The organism is Pseudomonas sp. S06B 330 (genome assembly GCF_002845275.2).
In the GTDB taxonomy this organism is placed as follows: domain Bacteria; phylum Pseudomonadota; class Gammaproteobacteria; order Pseudomonadales; family Pseudomonadaceae; genus Aquipseudomonas.
In genome coordinates, this window is record NZ_CP088149.1 from 141,880 (window position 1) to 166,066 (window position 24,187).

Below are 24,187 nucleotides of genomic sequence, written 5' to 3' on the forward strand. Positions count from 1 at the left end.
CGGACTTTTTCGACCCTCCCCAGTACCTGCAGAAGGGTCATCAGACACGCCAGGCGGTCTTAATGGTTATCTTCGTGAGCCATCGACAGGTAGACGATGGTAAGCATCATGAAGATGAACGCTTGCAGGGTGATGATCAGGATGTGGAATACAGCCCACGCCCATTGCAGCACCACACCCAGGCCGCTCAGCCACAGCAGGCCGCTGCCGAACATCACAGCGATCAGGATGAACACCAGCTCGCCGGCATACATGTTGCCGAACAGACGCAGGGCCAGCGAGATCGGCTTGGCGATCAGGGTGACGAATTCGAGCAGGAAGTTAACCGGAATCAGCAGGATCTGAACGAAAATGTTCTTGCTGCCGAACGGGTGCAGGGTCAGTTCGCCGAGGAAGCCGCCGATGCCCTTGACCTTGATGCTGTAGAAAATGATCAGAGCGAACACGCTGAAGGCCATGGCCAGGGTCGCGTTCGGGTCGGTGGTCGAGACCGCGCGGAACGGAATGTGCGGATCACCGGAGATCAGCATGGCCAGCTGAGGAATCCAGTCGACCGGGATCAGGTCGATGGCGTTCATCAGGAAGACCCAGACGAAAATGGTCAGCGCCAGTGGGGCGATCACCGGGCTGCGACCGTGGAAGCTGTCCTTGACGCTGCCGTCGACGAACTCAACCATCACTTCAACGAAGTTCTGCAGGCCGCCAGGCTGGCCGGAAGTCGCCTTCTTGGCTGCCATACGGAACAGGAATACGAAAAGCAGACCCAGTGCCACCGACCACCCCAGGGTATCCAGGTGGAAAGCCCAGAAGCCCATTGCTTTGGCTTCTGCTGCGGAATGGGCAAAGCCCCAACCGCCGTCTGGTAGTTGACCGAAGGTCAGGTTCTGCAAGTGGTGCTGGATATAGCCCGAAGCGGTTTCTGCTGCCATGGTTGCCTCAAACGCCCTAAGGTCTCGAAAGTCTTATATTCATCAGCAGGGGCGCGAACCAGCTGACCAACTGGGTCAGCAGAAAGACACCGAAGACTGCTAACGGCGCCAATGGCTTCACTCCTGCGAACGTCAGTGCAAAAAGCACTGCCGTCAAAATCAATTTGCCTGCTTCGCCAGCGTAAAACGACTTGACGATAGCCTGCGCTGCCCTGGCTCCTGTGTAACGAAAAGCCTTCCAGGCGAAATACACATTTGGCAGCCAGGCAATCAACCCTCCGCAGAGTGCTGAATATCCACTGACCGCCCCGTGCCACTGCCACAACGTCAAAGTTGCCAGCAAAAACACGACACACTGAGCCAACAGTACCGGAAAAACCGCCCAGCGATGGAAAGGCAAGCGGTTTGGCGTGCGGGTTTCCATCACAACTGCTCCTCAAAAGTCGACTAACCAGTCAGCTATGACTTGGCATAATTTGTGCCGACAAAATGCGCGCAGAGTATAGGGGCGGTTTAACCCCTATTCAACTGTCGGGTAGTGATTTCCGACTACGCGCTACAAAAGGAATTGTTTCAGCGGATGTGAGCTAGCACACCTTGCAACTCATCTAGCGAGTTGTAACGGATAACTAACTGGCCTTTGCCCTTATTGCCATGACGTATCTGTACTGCCGAGCCCAAACGCTCTGCCAGACGCTGTTCAAGCCGGGTAATGTCCGGGTCTGGCTTGGCGGGTTCGACCGGCTCTGGCTTGCCATTGAGCCACTGGCGAACCAGTGCTTCTGTCTGTCTCACAGTCAGGCCGCGTGCGACAACATGACGCGCCCCTTCCACCTGCTGCTCATCCGGCAAACCGAGCAATGCTCTAGCGTGACCCATTTCCAGGTCGCCATGGGACAGCATGGTCTTGATGACTTCCGGCAACGAAATCAGACGCAGCAAGTTGGCCACAGTCACCCGTGACTTACCCACAGCGTCAGCGACCTGCTGCTGGGTCAGTTGGAACTCCTGCTGCAGACGTTGCAGAGCGATCGCCTCTTCCACCGGGTTGAGGTCTTCGCGCTGAATGTTCTCGATCAGGGCCATGGCAATGGCCGCTTCATCGGGCACATCACGCACCATCGCCGGAATGGTCTCCATCCCGGCTTGCTGGCTGGCACGCCAGCGGCGTTCACCGGCAATGATCTCGTAGCGCTTATCACCGATCGGGCGAACCACAATGGGCTGCATCACGCCCTGGTTCTTGATCGACTGCGCCAGTTCTTCCAGCGCTTGCGGGTCCATGTCCCGGCGTGGCTGATACTTGCCGCGCTCGATCAGGTCGAGCGGCAGATGTTGCAGTTCGTTTTGGTCGACCTTCACAGCCTGCTCTTCGAGCGCGCTGACGGTAGGACCACTGAGCAGTGCATCCAACCCACGTCCGAGACCCCGTTTCTTAACGGCCATACGGATTCCTTAAGTTGTTTGTGCAGTGCGTGATGGACGGCGCTGACGGCGTACGAGTTCCCCGGCCAGGGCCAGATAAGCCAACGCTCCGCGCGATTGCTTGTCGTAGGCCAGTGCTGGCATGCCGAAACTCGGTGCCTCGGCCAGGCGGATGTTGCGCGGAATCACGGTGTCGTACAACTGATCGCCGAAATGCTCTTTGAGCTGAGCCGAGACATCGTTGATCAGGCTCAAGCGCGGGTCGTACATGGTCCGCAGCAGGCCTTCGACTTTCAACTGCGGGTTCAACCGCTCGCCGATCCGCTTGATGTTATCCACAAGGTCGCTCAAACCTTCCAGGGCAAAGTATTCACATTGCATCGGAATGATCACGCCGTCGGCGGCGACCAAAGCGTTGAGGGTCAGCATCGACAGCGACGGAGGGCAGTCGATCAGGATGTAGTCGTAATTCTCGCGGATCGGCGCCAGCGCCGTACGCAGGCGACTTTCCTTCATCTGCATTTCCAGCAGCACCACTTCCGCGGCGGTCAGGTCGCGGTTGGCCGGCAGCAGTTGATAACCACCGTGCTCGGAGAAATGCATGGCCTGGGCCAGATCGCATTCACCGATCAGCAAGTCGTAGACCGAATGTTCCAGGACGTGTTTATCCACACCGCTACCCATGGTGGCGTTGCCCTGTGGATCGAGATCGATCAGCAGCACCCGGCGCTTGGTAGCGACCAGCGACGCTGCGAGGTTGATACAGGTGGTGGTCTTGCCCACACCACCTTTCTGGTTCGCGATAGCGAATACCTTAGCCATTCTTGCTTGTGTTCCCAATCATGCTGTGCGGCGCAGTATCAGCAGATGGCGCTGACCTTGGCAACCCGGAACGGTCAAGGCCTGCTCGCTATCCACTCTGAAATCTGCCGGCAATGCTACCAGCTCATCTGCAGGATGCAGCCCTTTCATTGCCAACCACTGCGTCTGTTCGTCGCCCAGGTGGCGCGTCCAGTTGGTGAAGTTCTCCATGCTGCTGAAAGCACGGGAAACAATTCCGGTGAAAGGCTGTGGCGGTTGGAACTCTTCGACCCGCTTGTGGATAACTGTCAGGTTGTCCAACTTGAGCTCCAGTTTTACCTGGGTCAGGAAGCGGGTTTTCTTACCATTGCTGTCCAGTACCGTGACTTGCTTGTCCGGATGCAGGATAGCCAAGGGAATGCCGGGCATGCCGCCACCACTGCCGACATCCAGCCAGCGCTCGCTGTGGATAAACGGCATTACGCTCAGGCTGTCGAGCAGGTGGCGGGAAACCATTTCGTCCGGATTGCGTACGGCAGTCAGGTTGTAGGCCTTGTTCCACTTGATCAGCAAGGCCAGGTAGGCCAGCAATTGCGCGTGCTGGGCCTCGCTCAGCTCGACACCGAGCTGGCGGGCGCCTGTGGACAACTCTTCGGCGTGTTGAGGGGTGACCTGAGAACTCAAGCGCTTTGCTCCAACTCGCGGCCAGCGCCGCGTTTTTTCAGATGAATCAGCAACAGGGAAATCGCCGCCGGGGTCACGCCGGGAATACGCGATGCCTGGCCCAAAGTCTCAGGTCGGGTCTGGCCGAGCTTGCTCTGGATCTCCTTGGACAGCCCGGAAATACCTGTGTAGTCGATATCGTCGGGCAGGCGGGTATTTTCGCTGGCACGCAAGCGAGCGATTTCTTCCTGTTGCCGGTCGATGTAACCGGCGTATTTGGTCTTGATCTCGACCTGTTCGGCCACTTGCGGGTCAATCTCGCTGCCGCCGGTTACTTCCATCAGGCCAGCGTAGTCGATTTCCGGACGGGTCAGCAGGTTGAGCAGGTTGTATTCATGGCTCAGCGGCGTGCCGAATTTCTCGGCGATGGCCTGACCTTGCGCGGTATCCGGACGTACCCAGGTCGATTTCAACCGTTGCTCTTCCTGGGCAATACCTTCGCGCTTGGCGCTGAACGCAGCCCAGCGCTGGTCATCGACCAGACCCAGCTCGCGGCCTTTTTCGGTCAGGCGCAGGTCGGCGTTGTCTTCACGCAGGATCAACCGGTATTCGGCGCGCGAAGTGAACATGCGGTACGGCTCCTGGGTACCCAAGGTAATCAGGTCGTCGACCAATACACCGATGTAGGCCTCATCCCGACGCGGGCACCAGCTGTCGCGGCCTTGCGCGCGCAGTGCGGCGTTGGTACCGGCGAGCAAACCTTGCGCACCGGCTTCTTCGTAACCGGTGGTGCCGTTGATCTGTCCGGCGAAGAACAGACCACCAATGACTTTGGTTTCCAGGCTGTACTTGAGATCACGCGGATCGAAGTAGTCGTACTCGATGGCGTAACCCGGGCGCACGATGTGCGCGTTTTCCATGCCGCGGATCGAGCGGACGATCTGCAGTTGTACGTCGAACGGCAAGGATGTGGATATCCCGTTCGGGTACAGCTCGTGGGTGTTCAGGCCTTCCGGCTCAATGAACACCTGGTGGCTTTCCTTGTCGGCAAAGCGATGGATCTTGTCTTCGATCGACGGGCAGTAACGCGGGCCAATGCCTTCGATAACCCCAGAGTACATCGGTGAACGGTCGAGGTTCGACGCGATGATCTCGTGGGTGCGGGCGTTGGTATGGGTAATCCAGCAACTGACCTGGCGCGGATGCTGTTCTTTGGAGCCCATGAACGACATCACCGGAATCGGCGTGTCGCCTGGCTGTTCGGTCATTACCGAGAAATCCACAGAACGCCCGTCGATACGCGGCGGGGTGCCGGTTTTCAAACGGCCGACGCGCAGCGGCAATTCACGCAGACGGTGGGCCAGGGCAATCGCGGGCGGATCACCGGCGCGACCACCGGAGTAATTCTGCAAACCAATGTGGATAAGTCCACCGAGGAAGGTCCCGGTGGTCAGTACCACGGAGTCCGCGAGGAAACGCAGACCCATTTGAGTCACCACACCGCGTACCTGGTCCTGCTCGACGATCAGGTCATCACAGGACTGCTGGAATATCCACAGGTTGGGTTGATTCTCAAGAATCTCACGTACTACCGCTTTGTAGATGGCACGGTCTGCCTGGGCGCGAGTAGCGCGCACGGCTGGGCCTTTGCGGTTGTTCAAAACACGGAATTGGATACCGCTCTTGTCAGTGGCCAGCGCCATAGCGCCGCCGAGCGCATCGATTTCCTTGACCAGGTGGCTCTTGCCGATACCACCGATAGCCGGGTTGCAACTCATATGACCGAGGGTTTCCACGTTATGGGTCAACAGCAGGGTTTTTACGCCCATGCGTGCAGACGCAAGCGCAGCCTCGGTACCGGCATGGCCGCCGCCGATGACGATCACTTCAAAACGGGAAGGGAAATCCACCACGCACCTCGTGCCTGTTTCGGGAATAGATAGGGATAACGCACAAGTATAGGGACTTACCCCCCTCTAAAGGAACCTTTTGCACAAAATTTAACCAGGCTGTGGATGAGTGGCGAGCAATAGAAATTAAAAGAGAGAAATTTATTAAAGCTTTGTTTTTATGTTTATTCTTATGCACCACCTTTTCTGTGGATAAAGTTCTACAGGCCTCTATTTACCTTATGTACAGAGATTCAAAACCCTGTGGTCTACCGGCCATGAGCGTTCTGGATAAGCCCTTTAAGCCTGTGGATGAAATGCCTACTTACCCACAGGCGGAGTTATCTCCAGCCTTGAGGGCGACTTATCAACGGAGCTGAAGGCGGGTTTTCCACAGGGCTTATTCCACACAATTGTGGATAGACGCGCAGCCGACAACGCAGAATCAGCGCATGGGCTGTCCTGACAGATAGGAAAATGAGAAGAAAGGTGTGCAGCGACCGGGTCCGTTGCAGACCCGGTTGTGGATAACGGTGCTTACTTACCGATGCAAAAGCTGGAGAAAATTCGCCCCAGTAGATCGTCAGAGCTGAAGGCGCCGGTAATTTCACCCAACGCTTGCTGAGCCTGGCGCAAATCTTCGGCTAACAGCTCACCTGCGCCAGCCAGGGTCAATTGAGCGCGACCGTGCTCCAGGTGCGAACTGGCCTGGCGTAGCGCTTCCAGATGGCGCCTACGGGCGCTGAAGCTGCTTTCGGCGGTCTGCTCATAGCCCATACAGGCTTTGAGGTGATCACGTAGCAGCTCAAGGCCCATGTCGGTGTCCTTGGCGCTGAGGGTGATGGTGACGTGACCATCCTCGCTTTGTTCCATGGCCACGGCCTCGCCGCTGAGGTCAGCCTTGTTGCGAATCAGCGTAACCTTGGCAGGATCCGGGCGCCGATCGAGGAACTCGGGCCATAAGGCGAATGGATCGCTGGCCTCAGGTGCTGTTGAATCGACTACCAACAACACCCGATCGGCTTCATTGATAGCTTTGAGCGCACGTTCCACACCGATCTTTTCCACATGATCATCGGTGTCGCGCAGGCCGGCCGTGTCGACAACATGCAACGGCATACCGTCGATGTGGATATGTTCACGCAAGATGTCCCGGGTGGTGCCGGCGATATCGGTGACAATCGCTGCCTCGCGCCCGGCCAGAACATTGAGCAGACTCGATTTGCCAGCATTCGGCCGACCGGCAATGACGACTGTCATACCATCACGCAACAAAGCGCCCTGCCCGGCCTCACGCTGCACTGTGGATAAATTCGTACGTACGTCATCAAGCATGTTCAATACATGGCCATCGGCGAGGAAGTCGATTTCTTCCTCTGGGAAATCGATAGCGGCTTCGACGTAGATGCGCAGGCTGATCAATTTCTCGGTGAGGTTATCCACACGACGAGAAAATTCCCCCTGTAACGAACGCAAGGCGTTGCGCGCAGCCTGTGCAGAACTGGCTTCGATAAGGTCTGCAATCGCTTCGGCCTGGGCCAGGTCGAGCTTGTCATTGAGGAATGCACGTTCGCTGAATTCACCTGGGCGAGCCAATCGGCAACCCAGTTGTACACAGCGCTGCAGGAGCATATCCAACACCACCGGACCACCATGGCCCTGGAGTTCCAGTACATCTTCACCGGTGAACGAGTTGGGTCCAGGGAAGAACAAGGCGATGCCTTCATCAATGACCAAACCATCATCGGCGCGAAACGGCCCGTAATGGGCATGCCGCGGCGTCAGCGCCCGGCCAAAGATTGCCAGGCCCGCTTGTTGTGCCAGGGGGCCGGAAAGCCGCACGATACCTACTCCTCCACGTCCCTGGGCGGTGGCAATGGCGGCAATGGTTTCACGCACAGTGTTCATGCTCGAAGGCCTCACGACAAAAACGACAGATAGCAAAACGCCCCACGAGGGGGCGTTTATCCACAGGTTAGCTGGCTAACCCGTCAAGCAGCGGCTTTCTTGGTAGCTTTTTCGATGCTGCGGGTGATGTACCACTGCTGTGCGATCGACAAGCAGTTGTTCACAACCCAGTACAGCACCAGACCTGCTGGGAACCACAGGAAGAAGAAGGTGAAGATGATTGGCATCAGCTTCATCACCTTGGCCTGCATCGGATCCGGTGGAGTCGGGTTCAGTTGCTGCTGGATGAACATGGTCGCGCCCATGATGATCGGCAGAATGAAGAACGGATCTTTGATCGAAAGGTCAGTGATCCAGAACATCCATGGCGCCTGGCGCATCTCGACGCTTTCCAGCAGCACCCAGTACAGCGAGAGGAAGACCGGCATTTGCACCAGGATTGGCAAGCAGCCGCCCAGCGGGTTGATCTTCTCTTTCTTGTACAGCTCCATCATGGCTTGCGACATTTTCTGCCGGTCATCGCCATGTTGTTCTTTCAGCGCAGCCAATTTCGGCGCCACGGCACGCATGCGCGCCATCGACTTGTAGCTGGCGGCGGACAGCGGGAAGAACAGCAGCTTGATCAGCATGGTCAGGACGATGATCGACCAGCCCCAGTTGCCGAGCAGGCTGTGGATATGTTGCAGCAGCCAGAAGATTGGCTGAGCGATGAACCACAGAATGCCGTAGTCGACAGTCAGTTCCAGACCTGGGGACAACTCTTTGAGTTTCTCCTGAATCTTTGGACCGGCGTACAGCATGGTGCTGGTTTCGGCCTTGGCACCAGGGGCGACATTCAGCGCTGGGCCAGTGAAACCGATGATGTAGTTACCTTGGCTGTCCTTACGGGTCTGAACAATGTTGTTGTCAGACTTGTTTGGAATCCAGGCAGTAACGAAGTAGTGCTGCAGCCAGGCTACCCAGCCGCCAGTAACATTTTCTTTCAGATTTCCCTTGTCGATGTCTTTCATCGACACTTTTTTGTAGGGTTCCGAACTTGTCCACAGGGCAGCACCCAGGTAAGTCGCAGTACCGGTCGCAGTGCTCGAGGATGGATCCGAGCTTGCGTCGCGCTTCAGTTGCGCAAACAGGTTACCGGTCCAAGGCTGTGCGCTCTGGTTGTCGATCAGGTAGGTAACGGTCAGGTCGTACTCACCGCGCTTGAAGCTGAAGCGCTTGATGTAGTTGACGCCGTTATCGCTGAACTTCAGGTCGACGACCAGTTGGTCCTGGCCATCAACCAGTTGATAACTTTTCTGATCAGCGGCGTACAGCGGACGACCTGTTGGGCGGGCATCCGGGCCATTGGCGCCGGTCAGGCCGCTTTGAGCCAGGTAAGTACGCTCACTACCGTTGTCGAACAGCTGGAACGGAATGTCCGGATGGTCTTGGCGGCGCGGATACTTAGGCAGCATCAGCTGGGCGATGTCACCACCGTTCGGGTCGATAGCCAGGTCGAGGACGTCAGTTTTGACCCGAATCAGGTCTTTGCTGACGACAACCGGAGCCAGTTCGGCAGGGCTGGATTCAGCGTTGGCACTCGGCACATCGGCGCTGGCGCCAGTGTTGCCGGCCTTCGCGGTGTCCGGCAATGCCGGGGCAGCGTTGCTGGCAGCAGTATTCTGAGTCGGCAGGGCAGCCTGGCCATAGTCCTGGTTCCAGTTAAGGACCATGACGTAGGACACGATTGCCAGGGCGACGATCAGGATCGTGCGTTTAATATCCATGATTACTCGGCTATCGAAGAAGAACGGGAAGAGGGAGCTGGCGGAACCGGGTCAAAACCGCCGGCATTCCACGGATGACAACGCCCCAGGCGACGAACGGTTAGCCACCCGCCACGTAAAAGACCATGGTTTTCGATGGCTTCTAACGCGTAACAGGAGCAACTGGGGTAGAAACGACAGTGACTGGCCATCAGAGGACTAATGGCATAGCGGTAAAACTGGATCGGAACGAGTGCCAGTTTACGCATCTTGACTGTCTACCCCCACAGAGTCGGTGTTAACCACTGGAGCGGGCCGACTGCGTGCGAGGCGCTTCCAGAGCTTGCCAAAATGTTGGTGCAATTCTGGGTTTTCAATCTCGCCCAACCCTTTGCGCGCGACGATCACGATATCCCAACCAGCAAGCAAGTGCTGGTTCAGGCGAAACGAATCGCGCATCAGGCGTTTCAGGCGATTGCGTTGAACGGAGAGCTTGACGCTCTTTTTCCCGATCACAAGCCCCAGACGGGGGTGATCCAGACCGTTCTCGCGGGCAAGGAGCAGCAGGTTTTTCCCTGGAACCTTGCCGGTTGGGGAGTCGAAGACCGCTTTGAAGTGTCGGGGGATAAGCAGACGCTTTTCCCGACTGAAGTCCTGACTCACCACCAGTGCCGAAAAATCAAACTGCCAGGCGCTTACGGCCTTTGGCACGGCGACGCGACAGAACGGCACGACCGTTCTTGGTGGCCATACGGGCACGGAAACCGTGAGTGCGAGCGCGCTTGATGGTGCTTGGTTGGAAAGTACGTTTCATGGCGTGTTACCTGGTTCGTCGACTACGGGCCGGAATGGCCCCCGTTTTAAGAGACCGGCGATTCTAGAGAAAGCGCGGCCATAGGTCAATTTCCAACCAGCTTTTCCTTATAGACGGGAAATCGTCGGTTTTCAGGGAAAGGTCGAGGAAGGAGAACCATCACACGCTTAAACATAAAAAAAGAGAGAGGAATTATTTAAAGCTTTTCTGTAAATCTTATAAAGCTTATGTGGAAGATATCTGTGGATAAAGTGCCACAGGCCTTTATTTACGTTATGTACAGAGAACTGAAACCTTGTCGAGAAGAGGTGCTCTGGCTGTGTCGAAGCCTCGGAAAAGCTGTGGATCAAATCGGTGGTTATCCACAGGCCGGTTATCCACTGATTTCAACCCCCAGTTGTGCAAAGGCCTCAGGTGCGGTTATCCACAGAGCTTATTCACAGCGCGAAAAGGTCATTTTGGTCACTAAGCTGCTGATTTATCGCCATCCTCAACGCAGCTGCATGTGGATAACTGCGCTGGTGCTCGGTACAATGGGGGCTTGTTTTTGCCTCACCGGCTTTCAACTCAGGGGATATCCGTGTCAGTGGAACTTTGGCAGCAGTGCGTGGAGCTTCTGCGCGATGAACTGCCTGCCCAGCAATTCAACACCTGGATCCGTCCGCTACAGGTCGAAGCCGAAGGCGACGAGTTGCGCGTCTACGCGCCCAACCGCTTCGTTCTCGATTGGGTCAATGAAAAGTACCTAAGCCGTCTGCTCGAGCTGTTGGGCGAGCATGGCAACGGCATCGCGCCTGCCCTTTCCTTATTAATAGGCAGCAGACGTAGCTCAACGCCGCGTGCCGCCCCTAATGCGCCATTGGCTGCCGCCGTTGCCGCCTCTCAGGCGCAGGCTGCACAAACGGCCGTGGTCAACGAACCCGTCGCCGCGCCTGTGGCTGCCCCGACGGTGGCTGAAGTCGAGCAAGCGCCTTCGCGTGACAGCTTCGACTCCATGGGTGAGTCCAATGCTGCTCCGGTGCCAAGTGGCCGTACCGAGCAACGTACGGTGCAGGTCGAGGGTGCGCTTAAGCACACCAGCTACCTGAACCGCACTTTCACCTTCGAAAACTTCGTCGAAGGTAAGTCCAACCAGTTGGCCCGTGCGGCTGCCTGGCAGGTCGCCGACAATCCCAAGCATGGCTACAACCCGCTGTTCCTTTATGGCGGCGTAGGTTTGGGTAAAACGCACTTGATGCATGCTGTGGGTAACCATCTGCTCAAGAAGAACCCGAATGCGAAGGTGGTCTACCTGCATTCCGAGCGTTTTGTTGCGGACATGGTCAAGGCGCTGCAGCTCAATGCCATCAACGAGTTCAAGCGCTTCTACCGCTCGGTCGATGCCCTGCTCATCGATGACATTCAGTTCTTTGCCCGCAAAGAGCGATCCCAGGAAGAGTTTTTCCACACCTTTAACGCCCTGCTCGAAGGCGGTCAGCAGGTGATTCTCACCAGTGACCGTTATCCGAAAGAAATTGAAGGGCTGGAAGAACGTCTGAAGTCGCGTTTCGGCTGGGGCCTGACAGTAGCCGTCGAACCCCCAGAGCTGGAAACTCGCGTTGCGATCTTGATGAAGAAAGCCGACCAGGCCAAGGTAGACTTGCCCCATGATGCGGCCTTCTTTATTGCTCAACGCATTCGCTCTAACGTCCGTGAACTTGAAGGTGCTTTGAAGCGGGTTATCGCTCATTCGCACTTTATGGGACGCGACATCACCATTGAGCTGATTCGTGAATCGCTCAAGGATCTTCTGGCATTGCAGGACAAGCTGGTGAGTGTGGATAACATCCAGCGCACCGTTGCCGAGTACTACAAGATCAAGATTTCCGATCTGCTGTCCAAACGGCGCTCCCGTTCGGTTGCCCGGCCGCGTCAGGTGGCCATGGCCCTGTCCAAGGAGCTGACCAACCATAGCCTGCCGGAAATCGGTGATGTCTTTGGCGGCCGCGACCACACCACGGTGTTGCACGCGTGCCGCAAGATCAACGAACTCAAGGAATCCGACGCGGATATCCGCGAGGACTACAAGAACCTGCTGCGGACTCTGACGACGTGATTGACGTCAGCGCAGCTTATTAAGGCAAGGGACTAGACCATGCATTTCACCATTCAACGCGAAGCCCTGTTGAAACCCCTGCAACTGGTCGCAGGCGTCGTCGAGCGCCGCCAGACCTTGCCAGTACTGTCTAACGTACTGCTGGTTGTTCAGGGGCAGCAGCTTTCCCTGACCGGTACTGACCTGGAAGTGGAACTGGTTGGCCGAGTCCAACTGGAAGAGCCCGCCGAACCCGGCGAGATCACTGTGCCTGCGCGCAAGCTGATGGACATCTGCAAGAGCTTGCCCAACGACGCGCTGATCGACATCAAGCTCGATGAGCAGAAGATCGTGGTCAAGGCTGGGCGCAGCCGTTTCACCCTGTCGACCCTGCCAGCCAACGACTTCCCGACTGTTGAAGAAGGCCCAGGTTCGCTGACCTGCAACCTTGAGCAGAGCCGTCTGCGTCGTCTGATCGAACGCACCAGCTTCGCCATGGCCCAGCAGGACGTGCGTTACTACCTCAACGGTATGCTGCTGGAAGTGTCGACCAACACCCTGCGTGCTGTGGCCACCGACGGTCACCGTCTGGCTATGTGCTCGATGACGGCTGATATCGGCCAGGCTGACCGTCACCAGGTCATCGTGCCGCGTAAAGGTATCCTTGAGTTGGCACGTTTGCTTACCGAGCCTGATGGCATGGTCAGCATCGTTCTGGGTCAACACCACATCCGCGCCACCACGGGTGAATTCACCTTCACCTCCAAGCTGGTCGATGGCAAGTTCCCGGACTACGAGCGTGTTTTGCCTAAAGGCGGCGACAAACTGGTAATCGGTGATCGCCAAGCGCTGCGTGAAGCGTTTAGCCGTACTGCCATTTTGTCCAACGAGAAGTACCGCGGTATTCGTCTGCAACTGGCCAATGGTCAGTTGAAGATCCAGGCGAACAACCCAGAGCAGGAAGAAGCGGAAGAAGAAATCAGCGTTGACTACAACGGTAGCTCGCTGGAGATCGGCTTTAACGTCAGCTACTTGCTCGACGTACTGGGCGTCATGACCACTGAGCAAGTTCGCCTGATCCTGTCGGATTCCAACAGCAGCGCGCTGCTGCAGGAAGCCGATAACGACGACTCGGCTTACGTTGTCATGCCGATGCGTCTGTAATTTGTTCAGCAGACTCTAGATGTCCCTCAGTCGCGTTTCTGTCACCGCGGTGCGTAACCTGCACCCGGTGACTTTCTCTCCCTCCCCCCGCATCAATATCCTGTACGGCGCTAACGGCAGCGGTAAAACCAGCGTGCTTGAAGCCGTTCATCTGTTGGGCCTGGCCCGCTCCTTTCGCAGTACTCGCCTGACGCCTGTCATCCAGTATGAGCAATTGGCGTGTACCGTCTTTGGACAGGTCGAGCTGAGCGAGGGCGGTTCCAGCAACCTGGGGATTTCGCGGGACCGGCAAGGTGAGTTCACCATTCGAATTGACGGGCAGAACGCCCGAAGTGCAGCGCAATTAGCAGAGATTCTGCCGCTGCAATTGATCAATCCGGACAGCTTTCGCTTACTCGAAGGCGCGCCGAAAATCCGCCGACAGTTCCTTGATTGGGGTGTGTTCCACGTGGAACCACGCTTCATGGCCACATGGCAACGCCTGCAGAAGGCTTTGCGGCAGCGGAACTCATGGTTGCGGCATGGTACACTTGACGCTGTTTCGCAAGCGGCTTGGGACCGGGAACTGTGCCTGGCCAGTGCTGAAATAGATGAATACCGCCGAAATTACATCAAGGCCTTGAAGCCCGTCTTTGAGCAAACCCTGAGCGATTTGGTCGAACTCGAAGGGCTGACCCTGAGCTATTACCGTGGCTGGGACAAGGATCGAGAACTCAGTGAAGTACTCGCTTCGTCCTTACAACGTGATCAGCACATGGGCCATACCCAGGCCGGGCCACAACGCGCTGATTTACGTCTGAGGCTAGGCGCTCATAACGCCGCCGATATTTTGTCTCGGGGCCAGCAGAAACTTGTGGTCTGTGCATTGCGCATCGCCCAAGGACATTTGGTTAGCCAGGCTCGACGCGGCCAATGTATTTATCTAGTGGATGACCTGCCGTCCGAGTTGGACGAGCAGCACCGCCGCGCACTTTGTCGCTTGTTGGAAGACTTACGCTGCCAGGTGTTTATCACCTGTGTAGATCACGAATTATTGAGGGAAGGCTGGCAGACGGAAACGCCAGTTGCTTTGTTCCACGTGGAACAGGGCCGTATCACCCAGACCCACGACCATCGGGAGTGAAGGCATGAGCGAAAATCAAACGTACGACTCCTCCAGCATTAAAGTGCTGAAAGGGCTAGATGCCGTGCGCAAGCGTCCCGGTATGTACATTGGCGACACCGATGATGGTAGCGGCCTGCACCACATGGTGTTCGAGGTGGTCGATAACTCGATCGACGAAGCACTCGCCGGCCACTGTGATGACATTACCGTAATCATTCACCCGGACGAATCCATTAGTGTTCGCGACAACGGTCGCGGCATTCCAGTCGACGTGCACAAAGAGGAAGGCGTATCCGCCGCCGAGGTCATCATGACCGTCCTGCACGCTGGCGGTAAGTTCGACGACAACTCCTACAAAGTATCCGGCGGTCTGCACGGTGTAGGTGTGTCTGTAGTTAACGCCCTCTCTGAACAGCTGATTCTGACTGTTCGCCGCAGTGGCAAGATTTGGGAACAGACTTACGTTCATGGTGTTCCACAAGCCCCGATGAAAATCGTTGGTGACAGTGAAACCACCGGTACCCATATCCATTTCAAGCCGTCGTCTGAGACCTTCAAGAATATCCACTTCAGCTGGGACATCTTGGCCAAGCGGATTCGTGAACTGTCTTTCCTTAACTCTGGTGTTGGCATCCTGCTGAAGGATGAGCGCTCGGGCAAGGAAGAGCACTTCAAGTACGAAGGGGGCCTGCGTGCCTTCGTTGAATACCTGAACACCAACAAGACTCCGGTCAACCAGGTATTCCACTTCAGCGTTCAACGCGAAGACGGTGTGGGCGTAGAAATCGCCCTGCAGTGGAACGACAGTTTCAACGAGAACCTGTTGTGCTTCACCAACAACATTCCGCAGCGTGACGGTGGTACTCACCTGGTTGGTTTCCGCTCGGCATTGACCCGTAACCTGAACAACTACATTGAGCAGGAAGGCCTGGCCAAGAAGAACAAGGTATCGACCACGGGTGACGACGCCCGTGAAGGTCTGACCGCGATCATCTCGGTGAAGGTTCCAGATCCTAAGTTCAGCTCGCAGACCAAAGACAAGCTGGTTTCCTCGGAGGTGAAAACCGCCGTGGAGCAGGAGATGGGCAAGTTCTTCTCCGACTTCCTGCTGGAAAACCCGAACGAAGCCAAAGCGGTTGTCGGCAAGATGATCGATGCTGCACGTGCTCGTGAAGCAGCGCGTAAAGCGCGGGAAATGACCCGCCGCAAAGGTGCGCTGGATATTGCAGGCTTGCCGGGCAAACTGGCTGACTGCCAAGAGAAGGACCCTGCCCTCTCTGAACTGTACCTGGTGGAGGGTGACTCCGCAGGTGGTTCGGCCAAGCAAGGTCGTAACCGCAAAACCCAGGCGATCCTGCCGCTCAAGGGTAAGATCCTCAACGTCGAGAAAGCGCGTTTCGACAAGATGATCTCGTCCCAGGAAGTCGGTACGCTGATCACTGCACTGGGCTGTGGTATTGGTCGCGAAGAGTACAACATCGACAAACTGCGTTATCACAACATCATCATCATGACCGATGCTGACGTTGACGGTTCGCACATTCGTACCCTGTTGCTGACCTTCTTCTTCCGTCAGCTGCCGGAACTGGTTGAGCGTGGTTATATCTACATCGCGCAGCCGCCGCTGTACAAGGTTAAGAAAGGTAAGCAGGAGCAGTACATCAAAGACGATGAGGCCATGGAAGAGTACATGACCCAGTCGGCTCTGGAAGACGCCAGCCTGCACCTGGACGAATCGGCACCACCGGTTTCCGGTGTTGAGCTGGAGCGCCTGGTCAACGAATTCCGTACCGTGATGAAGACCCTCAAGCGTCTGTCGCGCCTGTATCCTCAGGAGCTGACCGAGCACTTCATCTACCTGCCGGCCGTTTCCCTGGAGCAGCTGGCTGACCACGCTGCCATGCAGGAGTGGTTGGGCAAGTTCGAAGAGCGTCTGCGTATCAGCGAGAAGTCCGGCCTGCTGTACAAGGCCAGCCTGCGTGAAGACAAGGAACGTAATGTCTGGCTGCCGGAAGTGGAAATCACCTCCCATGGCCTGGCCAGCTATGTCACCTTCAACCGTGACTTCTTCGGTAGTAACGACTACCGCACCGTCACTGCTCTGGGCGCGCAGTTGAGCACCCTGCTCGGCGAAGGTGCCTATGTGCAACGTGGCGAGCGCAAGAAGGCGATCACTGAGTTCAAGGAAGCGCTCGACTGGTTGATGACCGAAAGCACCAAGCGTCACACCATCCAGCGCTACAAAGGTCTGGGTGAGATGAACCCTGATCAACTGTGGGAAACCACCATGGACCCAACCGTGCGCCGTATGCTTAAGGTGACCATTGAGGATGCGATCGCTGCCGATCAGATCTTCAATACCCTGATGGGCGACGCCGTTGAGCCGCGTCGTGAGTTCATTGAAAGCAACGCCCTGGCGGTGTCGAATCTGGACTTCTGATTAGGATGTAGGTTCGCGAAATAGTGACGCGACCTCACAGAAGAGTGACCGCTCAGGCACAGGCTAAACGTCTGGTCGGTCACGCAAAAAGGCCCGCGAAAGCGGGCCTTTTTGTGTCTATTTCCTATGGTTTTTTACTGCCCTACCCTGTCTTAGTGGGCTGGCCTTTCTCTTTGCTGTGAAGTGCCCATGTGAGGGGAGTACAAGCGGAGGCTCAAAAAATAAGGCGGAATTCATTCAAGAAATTCCGCCCTATTTATCATTACCAATCAGAAGCCTCTAGTATGAGATTTCAATAAGTACCTAGCTGATCATGTTGTTGCGCTTGGCGAAATCAACGAGCTCCAAGAACGAGTCAGCATTAATTTTGCGTAATATTCTGGTCTTATAGGTGCTAATGGTCTTGTTGCTGAGCAACATCTTTTCCGCGATAACCTTGTTGCTATAGCCCAGTGCAAGCTGTTGCAGAATCACCACTTCTCTGTCTGTGAGCTTCCTTACCCGAGCCGCATCACCGGCTTTGATCTCACTTACGCTTGAAGCGTTCAAGGAGCGGTTCGGGAAGTATGAATAGCCATCAAGCAAGGCGGTGATTGCATTGTTCAGGCTATGCATATTTTCCTCCTTGCTGACAAAACCATTGGCACCGAGCGCTATGCAGCGGTTGAGATAGACGTCCACTGGCAGTGAGGTGAACACCAGGATTAATACCGGCTGCTCCTGAGCGCGAATCCGAGTGATGACTTCCAGGCCATCTTGCTTCGGAATGCCAATATCGAGAATCACTATGTCTGGCTGAAGCTGTCTGACAAGGCCCACGGCATCAACGCCATTATCGGTGTCGCCGACAACTTCCAGACCATGGTTAGTCAACGAAATTCTTAGTGCGGATCTAATGACTGGATGATCATCGACAATCAATGCTCTTTTCATTTTTCACATCACTGACAAAATATTGGAGTTTCGGCTTCCAGTGGAACTGATTAACGTTCGTTGCGCTGAGCAGTCGATAGGATTCCACATTTAGAACGACCTAAAACCGTAATCCATCTATATATTAAGAAGTACTGAGGATTTTTTGTAAAGGCTCCGGATTTTGCAATTTTGTGAAAATCTATGCATTCTTGGATAAACAAGATGTATTTACAGGTGGCGAAGATTTTCTTCTTTCTTGTGGGAAATTTCCCACAGCACATGCAGGAACGGGCTGAAAGCTTTTGTACGAAAAATCGCTGAAGATAGTGTTATCCACCTTTTTTCAGACAGTCTTTCATGCCCAAAATCCGCATATTGGTACTTGAGGACCAGCCCTTTCAGAGACTGGTTGCTGTCTCGGCGTTAAGGAAAGCCGAAATCGGCCAGGTTTATGAGGCGGCCGACGGAGACGAAGCACTTGCGGCCCTCAAAGCCAGTGGTGGGGTCGATGTGGCCATTTGTGATCTGCACATGAGCGGCATGGATGGCCTGACATTTTTGCATCATGCCAGTCAGAGTGGCCTGTTGAGCTCGGTAATTCTTAGCAGTGATCTGGACCCGGTCCTTCGCCAGGCTACAGCTTCGATGATTCAGTCCCTGGGCCTGGAGTTTCTCGGTGACTTGGGTAAGCCCTTCAATCTTGGCAGGTTCAAGTCATTGCTGGAGCGCTACAGTCGCCCACAGCCACACTTGGCCGCGCCTACAGAAAACCCTAAGCCATTATCTGTTTCAGATATCGTACGCGGCCTGAATAACGGCGAGTTCGAGGCCTACTACCAACCCAAGGTGGACCTGAGCAGCGGGCAGTTGCGCGGCGCCGAAGTATTGGCCCGCTGGAACCACCCGCAATTGGGAATTTTACCGCCCGCGCGCTTTCTTGCGGTCATGGAAGCCAACGAGCTGATTGGCCAGTTGTTCACGGCTTTGCTAGGCCAGGGAATTGCTCTGCAGCGCCAGTTGACGCACCTGCAGTACCCCGTAGAGCTGGCCTTCAACCTGCACGTCTCGCAGCTAGCATTTGTCGAGCTGGTAAACCAAGTCAGGCAATCTTTGGAGCAGTTCCAGTTGCCCGCCAGTGGCTTGTTGTTTGAAGTGACCGAGTCGGGATTGATACAAGCACCGGCCAGTAGTTTGGAAACCTTACTCAGGCTGCGGCTGCTGGGATGCGGTCTGGCCATGGACGATTTTGGGGCCGGTTACTCTTCCCTTGAGCGGCTATGCGAGTTTCCGTTCAGCCAGATCAAGCTTGACGCCTCTTTCGTTCGCAAACTGGACTTTCAGCCGCGAAGCAAAGCAATCATCCGTAGCGCCGTAACGCTCGCCGAAGCTCTTGGACTGTCGTTGGTGGTCGAGGGCGTAGAAACGCAGGAACAGGTACAACTGTTACTCGGTCTTGGCTGTACCTTAGCCCAGGGTTTTCTCTTCGCCCGTCCGATGCCCGGCAAGCATTTTATCTCCTACTGCCAAGACCAAAATATTAAAATGCATAAGCCAAATTGATCCCGAGTGAGGGAAAATGACTCGGTCGCCGGACAATTATGGTTGTCAGTAGCTTCTGCGAGCGCCTCGTACATTTCACTCTTGCCTGAACTAGCTTACTAGCAGTTCCCCGCTCCAACCAGGTAGTCCCAATTGTCTGCTTTGCCTATTTTCAATCGCTTACGGCGAATTTTGCTCCTGGCTTGCCTTGGGCTGTTTAGCAGCCTCGTTTGGGCCAAAGACGCTACATTCCAGCAGCTCAACATCAACAGTCGAATGACTATCGGTTCAACTGAAATAGAGCTAGAGGGAAGTGACTGGCATTGGCTGCGGCAAAAACAGCGATTGGTGTTAGGGGTGTCGGCATCGCGCTTTCCGCCCTATGACAACCTCTATAGCAACCAGGACTACGAAGGTATCACCGCCGACTACTTCGCCTTGGCCGGCCGACTGCTGAATATCGAGTTGCAAGTAGTCACTGTACCTGACAGGGCCACCGGGCTCGCACTCCTGGCCTCGGGAAAGATAGACCTGCTAGGCAGCTCAAACAGCTTTGAACGGCGCGATCCGTCGGTGGTACTCAGTAAACCTTATGTTAAGGATCGGCCGGCACTGTTCAGGCGCCAAGGCGAAATGCGTAGTTTCCCCAAAGACTTGAATGGATTGACGATCGTCACGCCCGTTGACTACATTCAACTGGCCGAGTTACAGAGTCGTTTCCCTACGGCACACATAAAGCCGATGAAGTCGCACCTGGAGGCCATGGCTGAGCTGGCGTTTGGCAGGGCTGACCTGTATCTAGGTGATAACCTCTCTGCATTCAATATGATCAACCAGAGCTTCTACAATGAAGTGCGTTTCGAGCGCTTGCTCGACCTGGATACTGCTGGTTTCAGCTTTGCCATCAATAAAAGTAATCCGCGCTTGCGGCGTATCATCGATCGGGTGATTGATACGCTGGGAGAGGACCGGCAACAAGCCATCGTCAAACTCTGGACCGGCGGTGATGTCGCTCTGGCAGAAGGTAAGCTGGCACTGACTCCTCAGGAAAAGCGCTGGATCGATCGCCATCCGAAAGTGCGCCTGGTGATCAACGACGATCTGGCGCCCATCGCTTACTACAACACCGATGGCAACTTCAGCGGCATCGTCGCCGATTTGCTGGTGATGATTTCCATGCGCACCGGCCTGCAATTTGAGGTGCAACGCAGCGCCAGTTTCACCAACATCATGAAGGCCCTCAAGAATAAGCAGGCAGACCTGGGAATTTTGACTGCCAGCCCTGATCGGGAGGCGTTCCTACGCTTTAGCCGCCCATTTGGCGTGACCACGTTCTCGCTGGTGACAAGCGCCAAATCCTCCAATGCTGCCGTCGATCTCGCGAGCCTGCAAGGCAAACGTTTGGCAATTGCCGAGGGGCATGTGCTGTTCAACAAGATCGCTGAGGAATTTCCACAGATCCGATTAGTCTCTACTTCCACTTCGATCGACGCACTGAGCCTGGTCAACGATGGTGAGGCCGATGCGGCACTCATGTCTTTGAGTGTTGCACGCTACTACGTGGCGCGGCTCTATGAGCAAGAGCTCAAAGTTGCCAATATCATTGATAACGGTCAGGCAAGCGGTTCCTTTGCCATGAGCCGCAGCGAAACCGAACTGCAGTCCATATTGGACAAGGCTTTGCAGAGTATTCCACCAGACCAATTGAGCGAAGTGTCCAATCGCTGGCGAGCCAACGCCTCTATGAGCGGGCAGAACTGGCGAGACTATCGGGGAGTAATCGCCGCCATCGTAGCCGGCGCCATGTTGATAGCATTGATGGCGTTGGGTTTGATCTTTCTATTACGTCGTCAGATCATCAAACGTGCCGCCAGCGAACAGACATTACGTGCACAGCTGACACTCATGCAGACCTTGACCGACGGCATGCCGCACCCGGTGTATGTGCGCGACCGTGAAGGTCGTATGCTGTCGTGCAACCACAGCTATTTGCAGGCGACAGGGCTGTCCCTGGACCAGGTGCTGGGACAGACTGTCGAGCAGATCATTGATAGCTATAGTGCCTCGATCCCCGATCTACACGGTAGTTACTTGATAGCTATGGATGAAGATCGCGTCATCAGCGGTTCATGTGTCGTTGAACTTAGCGGGAAAACGCTGTGGATCGAGCACTGGATTCAACCCTTCCATGATAGCTCTGGAGCGGTTAATGGCGTGAACTGTGGCTGGCTGGACATTACAGAACATCGCCGGATGATGGATGAGCTGGAAACCGCGAAGAATATCGCTGATGAAGCCAGCCGCACCAAAACTACCTTTTTGGCTTCGATGAGTCATGAAATTCGTACACCAATGAACGCGGTGATCGGAATTCTTGAGCTGGTACTCAAACGAAGTGAGCAAGGCACCTTTGATCAGGCCAGCATCGAGATTGCGTACTCATCGGCCAAGAGCCTGTTGGGGTTGATCGGTGACATTCTCGACATCGCCCGCATCGAGTCCGGACGCTTGAGCTTGTCACCAAAGCGGGCCAACCTTCGAGAGTTGATGGAATCGGTGGTGCTGGTGTTCGAAAGCCTGTCCTTACAGAAGGGCTTGGATTTACAACTGGATATCGACTCCAGCACCCACTGCGATGTCTGGATTGATCCGCTGCGCTTCAAACAGGTGTTGTCCAACCTCCTGAGCAACGCCATCAAGTTCACCGACGAAGGCAGTGTCAAAGTAAACCTCAGAGGTGAAATCATCGAGCAGGGGCGCATCAATGTGTACCTACAGATCGAAGACACCGGCATCGGCATATCGGCCGAAGATCAAAAAAAGCTGTTCAAGCCATTTTCCCAGGCTGCCGACGGTGTCCACAAAGGTCAGGAGGGTGCCGGTCTAGGACTGTTGATCAGCCGTTCTCTGTGTGAACTCATGGGAGGTCGCCTGGCCATGACCAGTACCCGTGGCAAAGGTACGCTTGTTCAAGTCGAACTGCTGGTCAACGTCCTTGAGCCAGTCGAGACTCATCCGATAGATAGCGTCAAACCACTATCAGAAATCAGGCAGTGCTGGAGGGTGCTAGTAGTAGATGATCACGCTATCAACCGGGAAATCCTACGCCAGCAGATGAACTTCCTTGGGCACGTAGTGACGGAGGCCGACAATGGCTCGGTGGCTTTGGACAAGTGGCGTAAGGGCGACTTTGATGTAGTGCTGACCGACTGTCACATGCCTCTGTTGAGCGGCCCGGAACTGGCCATAGCGATACGTCAGGAAGAGAGTGAACAACAACGCCCAGCCTGCGTGATTGTCGGTCTCACCGCCGATGCTCAGCCCGAAGAACTAGAGCGTAGTATTCAGGCCGGTATGAACGATTGCTTGATCAAGCCAGTAGGGCTGGATCAACTCGCGGAACGCATCACCAGCATTTACCGAGTGGTTCGGCAAAACGCTGATGCCCAACCGATCAGTATGTCGTTGCCTGCGTTGTACTTTGATCAGACTGTACTGTTTGATCTTGCGCCATTGGTGGAACTCACTAACGGCGACCCCACGTTGATCAAGCATCTTGTCGACCAGCTGTTGGCCAGCAATCGCAAGGACTTGGAGGAATTGATCCAGATGGTTGAGGATCAGGACCGCGCTGGTTTGTCGGAACTTGGACACAGGTTAAAAGGCGCTGCTCGAGTGGTGACCGCCAACCGGTTGATCACCTGCTGCTCACACTTGGAGCAGGTCTGCACTCGCCAAGATCAGCCTTACGAGGTTCTGTTGGAAGTAAGTGATTCAGTTGAACAGGCGATCTTTGAACTGGAACAAGCGTTGGCAAACCTCCCCTCAGATTGAGTCTGGCTATGTCTTTCATGCTGGCCCGCGTTGGCTGAAACGGGCCTCAGATCGCCTGTTCAGCCAGTGGCCTCTCCTCTTTCGAGTTGTTTCGCTGTTTTAGATCTCAGGTTAAGAATTACATACTGGCCTGTAGGAATCGTCCCACTAAGCTGTAGGAGCGGCCCTCTTAGAACCCGTTGTTCGAATCTTTAGTATTGAAACCCGTGCGATCACTCTTCCGTTACTCCAAGGAGGCTTCATGTGACGCACTGCTCCCCCGGTTTTAAATTAAGGATGAAGAATGAAATTCCATAAAACTCCTCTGGCAATGTTGGCTGCTTTGGTACTGGCTAGCGGCGCCGCTTATGCTGAAGACACTGTAACTCCGCCCGCAGCAGCTTCTGCAGTCGGTGGTAGTGGCAAAGTCAACTTTGTCGGTAGCATTATCGACGCGCCATGCTCGCTGGATGCAGAAAGCAAGGACCAGACTGTTCGCATGGATGAAATCTCCAACAAAACGCTGGCAGACCAAGGCGAATCGTCGATGCAGAGCTTCAACATTGAGCTCAAGCAGTGCGATATCAGCAAACTGAAGAAGGTCAAGGTCACCTTCGGTGGCGACGCCGACCTGACCGACCCGACTCTTCTGGGTATCGCCGGTTCGGCAAAAGGCGCAGGCATTGCTCTGACCAACGGTTCCGGTGCTCAAGTCAAGCTGGGTGAAGCGTCTGCAGCCCGTACCCTGCTGGAAGGCAACAACACCCTGGCATTCGGCGCCTTCCTGCGTGGTACCACCGCTAAAGACGTAGCGGTTACCCCAGGCGAATTCACCGCCACTGCCAACTTCATGCTGGCTTACGAATAAAGCAACCGCCGAGAGCGTGCGCTCTCTCCTAGGTTGTGATTTTCAATAATATCGAGACTTTACAGTCTCGATATTATTAATCCTTTCAATTTGGC

19 protein-coding genes are annotated in these 24,187 nt (G+C 55.3%); 7 read left to right on the forward strand and 12 right to left on the reverse strand.

The window, feature by feature from the left end:
• Positions 1-59 precede the first annotated feature (59 nt).
• The 11 genes from atpB to rpmH form a co-directional block, all read right to left on the reverse strand.
• Positions 60-929: a F0F1 ATP synthase subunit A gene (gene atpB / locus CX511_RS00695; protein ID WP_038616144.1), complete on the reverse strand. Its 870-nt coding sequence runs from the start codon at positions 927-929 to the stop codon at positions 60-62.
• Positions 930-945: 16 nt separating this feature from the next.
• Entirely contained in the window at positions 946-1,353 is a 408-nt protein-coding gene (locus CX511_RS00700; RefSeq protein WP_101293842.1) for a F0F1 ATP synthase subunit I, read from the reverse strand.
• Between the two features lie 149 nt (positions 1,354-1,502).
• Positions 1,503-2,375: a ParB/RepB/Spo0J family partition protein gene (locus CX511_RS00705; RefSeq protein ID WP_045186346.1), complete on the reverse strand. Its 873-nt coding sequence runs from the start codon at positions 2,373-2,375 to the stop codon at positions 1,503-1,505.
• A gap of 9 nt (positions 2,376-2,384) precedes the next feature.
• On the reverse strand, positions 2,385-3,176 hold the full coding sequence (locus tag CX511_RS00710) for a ParA family protein (protein WP_045186348.1): 792 nt from the start codon (positions 3,174-3,176) through the stop codon (positions 2,385-2,387).
• An 18-nt stretch (positions 3,177-3,194) separates the two neighbouring features.
• A complete protein-coding gene (gene rsmG / locus CX511_RS00715; RefSeq protein ID WP_045186350.1) occupies positions 3,195-3,839 on the reverse strand; it encodes a 16S rRNA (guanine(527)-N(7))-methyltransferase RsmG in 645 nt (214 codons plus the stop codon).
• Entirely contained in the window at positions 3,836-5,728 is a 1,893-nt protein-coding gene (mnmG, locus tag CX511_RS00720; RefSeq protein ID WP_101293841.1) for a tRNA uridine-5-carboxymethylaminomethyl(34) synthesis enzyme MnmG, read from the reverse strand. The genes rsmG and mnmG overlap by 4 nt, the downstream gene beginning before the upstream one ends.
• A 516-nt stretch (positions 5,729-6,244) precedes the next feature.
• A complete protein-coding gene (gene mnmE, locus CX511_RS00725) occupies positions 6,245-7,615 on the reverse strand; it encodes a tRNA uridine-5-carboxymethylaminomethyl(34) synthesis GTPase MnmE (RefSeq protein ID WP_101293840.1) in 1,371 nt (456 codons plus the stop codon).
• An 83-nt stretch (positions 7,616-7,698) separates the two neighbouring features.
• Complete coding sequence (gene yidC / locus CX511_RS00730) at positions 7,699-9,381, reverse strand: membrane protein insertase YidC (protein WP_101293839.1); 1,683 nt, start codon at positions 9,379-9,381, stop codon at positions 7,699-7,701.
• 2 nt (positions 9,382-9,383) lie between these two features.
• Positions 9,384-9,629, reverse strand: coding sequence for a membrane protein insertion efficiency factor YidD (gene yidD, locus CX511_RS00735; protein ID WP_082071379.1), 246 nt, complete (start codon positions 9,627-9,629; stop codon positions 9,384-9,386).
• On the reverse strand, positions 9,622-10,026 hold the full coding sequence (gene rnpA, locus CX511_RS00740; protein WP_045186563.1) for a ribonuclease P protein component: 405 nt from the start codon (positions 10,024-10,026) through the stop codon (positions 9,622-9,624). Before rnpA ends, yidD begins: the two co-directional genes overlap by 8 nt.
• A 13-nt stretch (positions 10,027-10,039) precedes the next feature.
• Positions 10,040-10,174, reverse strand: coding sequence for a 50S ribosomal protein L34 (gene rpmH, locus CX511_RS00745; protein WP_002551315.1), 135 nt, complete (start codon positions 10,172-10,174; stop codon positions 10,040-10,042).
• Between the two features lie 580 nt (positions 10,175-10,754).
• Between rpmH and dnaA the strand changes: the two genes are divergently transcribed.
• The 4 genes from dnaA to gyrB are packed head-to-tail and all read left to right on the forward strand — an operon-like array spanning position 10,755 to position 16,957.
• Complete coding sequence (gene dnaA, locus CX511_RS00750) at positions 10,755-12,269, forward strand: chromosomal replication initiator protein DnaA (RefSeq protein ID WP_045186357.1); 1,515 nt, start codon at positions 10,755-10,757, stop codon at positions 12,267-12,269.
• Between the two features lie 39 nt (positions 12,270-12,308).
• A complete protein-coding gene (dnaN, locus tag CX511_RS00755; RefSeq protein WP_045186359.1) occupies positions 12,309-13,412 on the forward strand; it encodes a DNA polymerase III subunit beta in 1,104 nt (367 codons plus the stop codon).
• 19 nt (positions 13,413-13,431) lie between these two features.
• Positions 13,432-14,535, forward strand: coding sequence for a DNA replication/repair protein RecF (gene recF / locus CX511_RS00760; protein WP_045186360.1), 1,104 nt, complete (start codon positions 13,432-13,434; stop codon positions 14,533-14,535).
• Positions 14,536-14,539: 4 nt separating this feature from the next.
• Complete coding sequence (gene gyrB, locus CX511_RS00765) at positions 14,540-16,957, forward strand: DNA topoisomerase (ATP-hydrolyzing) subunit B (protein ID WP_045186361.1); 2,418 nt, start codon at positions 14,540-14,542, stop codon at positions 16,955-16,957.
• Between the two features lie 303 nt (positions 16,958-17,260).
• Here the strand turns inward: gyrB and CX511_RS00770 are convergent, their stop codons facing one another.
• Positions 17,261-17,890 carry a response regulator transcription factor gene (locus tag CX511_RS00770; RefSeq protein ID WP_045186362.1) on the reverse strand — a complete coding sequence of 210 codons (630 nt, stop codon included), beginning with the start codon at positions 17,888-17,890 and terminating at the stop codon, positions 17,261-17,263.
• Positions 17,891-18,229: 339 nt separating this feature from the next.
• Here CX511_RS00770 and CX511_RS00775 point away from each other — a divergent pair, with 339 nt between their 5' ends.
• The 3 genes from CX511_RS00775 to CX511_RS00785 all read left to right on the forward strand — a co-directional run bounded on the left by CX511_RS00775 (position 18,230) and on the right by CX511_RS00785 (position 24,092).
• Complete coding sequence (locus tag CX511_RS00775; RefSeq protein ID WP_045186364.1) at positions 18,230-19,432, forward strand: EAL domain-containing response regulator; 1,203 nt, start codon at positions 18,230-18,232, stop codon at positions 19,430-19,432.
• Between the two features lie 132 nt (positions 19,433-19,564).
• Positions 19,565-23,245 carry a transporter substrate-binding domain-containing protein gene (locus CX511_RS00780; RefSeq protein WP_143527809.1) on the forward strand — a complete coding sequence of 1,227 codons (3,681 nt, stop codon included), beginning with the start codon at positions 19,565-19,567 and terminating at the stop codon, positions 23,243-23,245.
• Between the two features lie 283 nt (positions 23,246-23,528).
• Positions 23,529-24,092, forward strand: coding sequence for a fimbrial protein (locus tag CX511_RS00785; RefSeq protein ID WP_045186366.1), 564 nt, complete (start codon positions 23,529-23,531; stop codon positions 24,090-24,092).
• Positions 24,093-24,187 lie beyond the last annotated feature (95 nt).